Genomic DNA, 386 nt, shown 5'->3' on the forward strand with positions numbered 1-386 from the left:
CCCCAGGAGGGCGCCACCGTGGTGCTGCGTCACTCCGGCGCGAGCGTGCGCGGCAAGAAGCTGCTCGACGCCATCAGGGCGGGCGAGGGCGGAGGCGTCGAGATCGCCTGTCCCGCCATCACCCGCGACGCAGACCGCGTCGACTTCGCGGCGGGCGAGTTCCGTGCCGCGAACCGCCGCATCGAGCCCACGGCGCTGCGCGCTCTCGTCGCCGCGTTCGCCGACGACCTCACCGACCTCGGCGCCGCCTGCCAGCAGCTTCTCGCCGACGTCGACGGCACGATCGACGACCGCATCGTCGAGCGCTACTACGGCGGGCGGGTCGAGACGTCCGCGTTCACCGTCGCCGACACGGCGATCGCCGGGCGGCACGGTGAGGCGCTGCT

General features: G+C 74.1%; 1 protein-coding gene. It reads left to right on the forward strand.

The features are described 5' to 3' along the window. Positions 1-18: 18 nt before the first annotated feature. Positions 19-386, forward strand: a 368-nt coding sequence (locus NBZ85_RS32055) for a DNA polymerase III subunit delta (protein ID WP_498041298.1), incomplete at its 3' end; no start/stop codon positions are given.

Origin of the sequence: Frankia tisae (genome assembly GCF_025403405.1) — a bacterium.
Classification (GTDB): domain Bacteria; phylum Actinomycetota; class Actinomycetes; order Frankiales; family Frankiaceae; genus Frankia; species Frankia tisai.